Annotated in this window: 7 protein-coding genes; 1 reads left to right on the top strand and 6 read right to left on the bottom strand. The window is 32.1% G+C overall.

All coding sequences use genetic code 11. The annotated features are described in order from the left end of the window. A partial coding sequence (locus L8D11_RS03545; RefSeq protein WP_236870300.1) for a hypothetical protein occupies positions 1-216 on the top strand: 216 nt, incomplete at its 5' end. 100 nt (positions 217-316) lie between these two features. Here L8D11_RS03545 and ubiG read toward each other — a convergent pair. From ubiG to L8D11_RS03515, 6 genes are all read right to left on the bottom strand, one after another. Then, entirely contained in the window at positions 317-1,075 is a 759-nt protein-coding gene (gene ubiG, locus L8D11_RS03540) for a bifunctional 2-polyprenyl-6-hydroxyphenol methylase/3-demethylubiquinol 3-O-methyltransferase UbiG (protein ID WP_236870299.1), read from the bottom strand. Then, positions 1,068-1,640: a YqgE/AlgH family protein gene (locus L8D11_RS03535; RefSeq protein WP_236870298.1), complete on the bottom strand. Its 573-nt coding sequence runs from the start codon at positions 1,638-1,640 to the stop codon at positions 1,068-1,070. Before L8D11_RS03535 ends, ubiG begins: the two co-directional genes overlap by 8 nt. Positions 1,641-1,661: 21 nt before the next feature. Beyond that, positions 1,662-2,492 (bottom strand): oxygen-dependent coproporphyrinogen oxidase, encoded by an 831-nt coding sequence (gene hemF, locus L8D11_RS03530; protein ID WP_236870297.1) that lies wholly within the window; start codon positions 2,490-2,492, stop codon positions 1,662-1,664. Next, complete coding sequence (trxB, locus tag L8D11_RS03525) at positions 2,492-3,433, bottom strand: thioredoxin-disulfide reductase (protein ID WP_236870296.1); 942 nt, start codon at positions 3,431-3,433, stop codon at positions 2,492-2,494. The genes hemF and trxB overlap by 1 nt, the downstream gene beginning before the upstream one ends. Positions 3,434-3,438: 5 nt before the next feature. Beyond that, the gene (locus L8D11_RS03520) at positions 3,439-4,041 is read right to left on the bottom strand and encodes a peroxiredoxin (RefSeq protein ID WP_236870295.1); all 603 of its coding nucleotides are present in this window, start codon (positions 4,039-4,041) and stop codon (positions 3,439-3,441) included. A 78-nt stretch (positions 4,042-4,119) separates the two neighbouring features. Next, entirely contained in the window at positions 4,120-4,404 is a 285-nt protein-coding gene (locus L8D11_RS03515; protein WP_236870294.1) for a hypothetical protein, read from the bottom strand. Between the last annotated feature and the right edge of the window lie 221 nt (positions 4,405-4,625).

The following is a 4,625-nucleotide window of genomic DNA, read 5'->3' as shown; positions in this document are numbered from 1 at the left end:
ATTGGATATCTATGTCTGTTTGGTGTGCCCTTCATCTTTTTTGATATTTATTTTTTTAAATCCTACAATTTTATAATCTTTTATTCAATATCAGAATTTTATTCTATTTTTAACTTGACTGTGCCGTATGTACTTATCTTTTCATTCTATCATATATGTTTCTTTCTGCCTATTATGCAATGGTCTTATAAGGATATAGGCCTATCAGCAGGATAGTTGCAAAAAAGGCCTATAGCGTATTATACGAATAATACGCTATAGACTAGAATATAATGATAATACAGAGAATCAAGAAGTGGATTTGACGAAAATCATGTTATCTCGGTACCAATTTATCTGCCATTTTAAAGCAAATCATATAATTAACATCTACATTATCAGATAGATACCAAGTCTTGTTAATTATATTATATTTTATACCAGTTATATCTAATACTTCTAATTGAGCTTTGCTCATTATGTGGATAAGTTCTTCAGGTTTTATAAATTTTTTCCATTCATGGGTTCCAACGGGTAGCCATCTTAAAACATATTCGGCGATAAACTTTGCTTGAAGTAATGATTTAATAGTTTTATTAATTGTAGAGATAAATACTATACCATTTTTTTTAAGTAACTTGGAACTTGCCAAAAGAAAAGTCTCAATATTATCAACATGCTCTACGACTTCCATATTAAGAATTATATCAAATTTTTCATGTTGATCTCTGATTAAATCTTGAATACTAGAGCATTTAAAATTTGTTTTGAGTTTATTTTCTTCTACGTATTGTTTGGCAATTTTGATATTTTTTTCAGAGGGATCAATCCCAGTGACAAAAGCACCAAGTCTAGTCATTGGTACTGATAATAAACCTCCGCCACAGCCAATATCTAATAGCTTTAAATTTTCTAAGGGCTTTGCATTTGGAATATTTATTTTAAAATGTTTGACTATGTGATCATTAATGAATTTTATTCTGGCTGGATTAATGTCATGTAATGGTTTAAATTTACCTGATTCATCCCACCATTGCTCAGCCAATGCAGAAAATTTTTTAACCTCTTCTTTGTTAATTGTAGTATCTTTAGGCATTTCCTGAATACGGAGCAATATACGCAGAATTTTTTATACCCAACTCTTCTATAGCAAATGACCATTTATTTTTCATTTCATGGGAAAAAATTAAATCCAATTTTGGCTGAATGATAAACCAACTATTTTCTTCAATTTCATTTTCTAATTGACTAGAATCCCATGCACTAACTCCTCTTGCAAGTAGAAATTTGGCTTTATTATTTTTAATAATAAAGTTTTTAACAAAATTTTGTATATCTGTGTGTAGGACAATTGATTGTAACGTGCTAAATTGTTTTTCTTGTTGCTTATCAATGCTCAGTGCAATAATTCTTTCACTATTAACTGGACCACCAAAAACAATTGGCAACTTTTCAATTTTAACTTTTTCAACGTTTTTATCAAATAGCTTTAATAATTCATGATTTGATACAGAACCTATTTCATGATTTAAAATTACACCTAAAGCTCCATTTTTATCGTGCATGAAAATATATATTAGTGATTTTTCAAAAAAACGATCCCCTAATTTTGGTGATGCCACTAGTATTTTTCCCTCTAGAGAATTAAATTTATGTTTCATAACAAATACTCCAATTAAAATTTACCAAGTTGCGGTAGGAGGCAAGGACATTAGGATTGCTTCAGTATTACCATTGGTCATCAACCCAAATTTAGTCCCTCTATCGTATAATAAATTAAATTCTACGTATCTCCCCCTTTTATCTAGTTGAGCAGATTTTTCCTGATCAGTCCACTTTTTCATGGCATTTTTTTTAATAATGCTTACAAATGCTTTACTAAATTGTACACCAACTTCCTTAGTAAATTCAAAATCTTTTTGCCAATTAGCACTATTTAAATAATCATAAAAAATTCCTCCAACTCCTCTAGATTCATTCCTATGCGGTAGATGGAAGTATTCATCACAATTTTTTTTAAATTTCGCATAATAATTTTTATCAAATTTATCGCATGCATCTTTAAAGTGCTCATGAAATATTTTTGTGTCCTCATCATTTGGGAAAGTTGGAGTTAAGTCACCACCTCCACCAAACCATTGTTTAGTCGTAACAATCATCCTTGTATTAAAATGTGCCGCTGGGACATATGGCGAATTCATATGTGCTACCAATGAAATTCCACTTGCCCAGAATTCGTTATTTCCATTTTCACATCCAGGTATCTCTTTTGCAAATTTTTCAGAAAATTCGCCATAAACAGTAGATATATTTACACCAACCTTCTCAAAAATTGAACCACGCATAATTGACATTTCTCCACCCCCACCCCCATCTCTTTCCCATTTTTTTTGTGTAAATGTTGCTGATGAGCCACAATTGTGTTCTATAACTTGAAACTGACTGCAAATATCATCCCGCAGCTCCGTAAACCAATTAGTTGCTAGTTTTTTCCGATGATCGAGTTCAGACATTATTTTGATTCTATAAATTTTAAAGCTTCAAGGGAAGCTATACATCCAGTTCCTGCAGCTGTCACTGCTTGTCTAAATATCTTATCCTGCACATCGCCCGCAGCAAAAACTCCTTCAACATTTGTTTTTGTACTATCTGGATGTGTTATGATATATCCTTCTTCATCCATATCCAACTTATTTTTAAATAAACCAGTATTAGGTTTATGCCCTATAGCAATAAAAATTCCATCCACCTTTAAGTTTAATATATTTCCAGTTTTTAGATTTTTTATTTTAGCTCCTTTAACAGATAATGGATTCTCTGAACCCAAAACTTCCTCCAAAGCACTATCCCAAAGCATTTGAATTTTTGGATGTTTAAATAGCCTATCTTGTAAAATTTTTTCTGCTCTAAGCGTATCTCTGCGGTGCACTAATATTACTTTTGATGCATGGTTGGTAAGGTATAACGCTTCTTGTACCGCAGTATTGCCACCACCTATCACGATAACTTCTTTGTTTTTATAAAAGAATCCATCACATGTTGCGCATCCTGATACACCAAAGCCCATGAATTTTTTTTCTGATTCTAGTCCAAGCCACTTAGCTTGGGCACCAGTTGCAATAATAATTGAGCTTGCTAAATATTTGTTGCCACTGTCTCCTATGGCCATAAAAGGATACAATTTAAAATCAACATCAATTATCATATCATGCACAATTTGCGTCCCGGCTTTTTCTGATTGTTGTCTCATCTCCTCCATAAGCCACGGACCTTGAATGGTCTCTGCAAATCCGGGATAATTCTCAACATCAGTGGTGATTGTTAGTTGTCCGCCTGGTTGTTGACCTGAAACTAAAATCGGAGCAAGAGCAGCTCTTGCAGCGTAAATTGCAGCACTATAACCAGCAGGGCCTGAACCAATTATTAGAACTTCTGTTTTATATTCTTTCTGCATTGTTGTTAGATTTCGCCTGAATTTTTACTAAGATAATTTTTTATACCTTCAGTGTTTGGCTTAATAGTTGCCTTGCCTGGTTTCCAATTTGCTGGGCATACTTCTCCATGCTTTTGATGAAATTCAAGAGCATCTACCATACGTATAGCCTCATCCACATTTCTTCCAAGTGGCAAGTCGTTAACTACCTGATGCCTTATAACAAAATCTTCATCAATTAAAAATGTTCCTCTTAGTGCTACTGAGTGGTTTAACAACACATCATAACTACGAGAAATATCCTTAGTGATGTCTGAAACCAAAGGATATCTTATTTTCCCAATTCCTCCGGTATCAATACTAGTATTTTTATATGCTAAATGAGAAAAGTGTGAATCAATACTCACTCCTACTACTTCGGTATTCCTTTTTTTAAACTCCTCTACTTTTTTGTCAAATGCTATAATTTCAGATGGGCATACAAATGTGAAATTTAAAGGGTAAAAAAACACAATACCTTTTTTGCCAGATAAAAAATTGCTTAAAACAAAATTTTCATTTATCGAATTATCTCTCATTATTGCAGCTGCTTTGAAATCAGGAGCTTTTTTACCAATTAAAAATGACATTAACTTATACCTCTATAAATCCGTTTAAATACTGTTTATAATATATTGTAGCTGATCTTAAAATACAAGGTAATCAATTTACAAATTCTTAATGATAGAAAATTTTATTGTATGAGGTCTGGTGTTTTTGGTAAATTTATATGAATAATCAAAAGCTACCCCATATTTTTCAGTAAGCTTATAACTTACTTTGGTGTTAATTTTATTTTCAATTTTCTTTTTATCTAAAAGGGAATGATGCTCAATATGTGCCTTTAATTTTTCTTTTGTTTCATCGCCTAAATTCTTGCTAGATATTTTTTTATAAATTGATGTGAAGGCGTATCTTTCAAAGGAATTTTTATATAAATAAGACCATTGCATAATAGGCAGAAAGAAACATATATGATAGAATGAAAAGATAAGTACATACGAAAGAGGAGGCAAAATGTCATTTTTAGTAAGAGAAGCAGAAGAACGTATAGAGAAGAGTAAGTTAGTGCGAATAGCAGGAGTGATTAATTGGAAGAGAGTGGGGTCAAAGATGGGAGATTTAGGGAGGTCTGGATATGGGCCACAAGGATATGACCCTATTAAATTATTCA

This window comes from Candidatus Bandiella numerosa, assembly GCF_021811875.1.
GTDB classification, from domain to species: domain Bacteria; phylum Pseudomonadota; class Alphaproteobacteria; order Rickettsiales; family Midichloriaceae; genus Aquirickettsia; species Aquirickettsia numerosa_A.
Note: the sequence above shows the minus strand (reverse complement) of the source record. Positions and strands in the feature narration are given on the sequence as shown.

What these genes read in the sequence shown, in the direction of transcription:
- ubiG (WP_236870299.1), bottom strand. Translation starts at nt 1,075, where the DNA reads ATGCCTAAAGATACTACAATTAACAAAGAAGAGGTTAAAAAATTTTCT.
- L8D11_RS03535 (WP_236870298.1), bottom strand. Translation starts at nt 1,640, where the DNA reads ATGAAACATAAATTTAATTCTCTAGAGGGAAAAATACTAGTGGCATCA.
- hemF (WP_236870297.1), bottom strand. Translation starts at nt 2,492, where the DNA reads ATGTCTGAACTCGATCATCGGAAAAAACTAGCAACTAATTGGTTTACG.
- trxB (WP_236870296.1), bottom strand. Translation starts at nt 3,433, where the DNA reads ATGCAGAAAGAATATAAAACAGAAGTTCTAATAATTGGTTCAGGCCCT.
- L8D11_RS03520 (WP_236870295.1), bottom strand. Translation starts at nt 4,041, where the DNA reads ATGTCATTTTTAATTGGTAAAAAAGCTCCTGATTTCAAAGCAGCTGCA.
- L8D11_RS03515 (WP_236870294.1), bottom strand. Translation starts at nt 4,404, where the DNA reads ATGCAATGGTCTTATTTATATAAAAATTCCTTTGAAAGATACGCCTTC.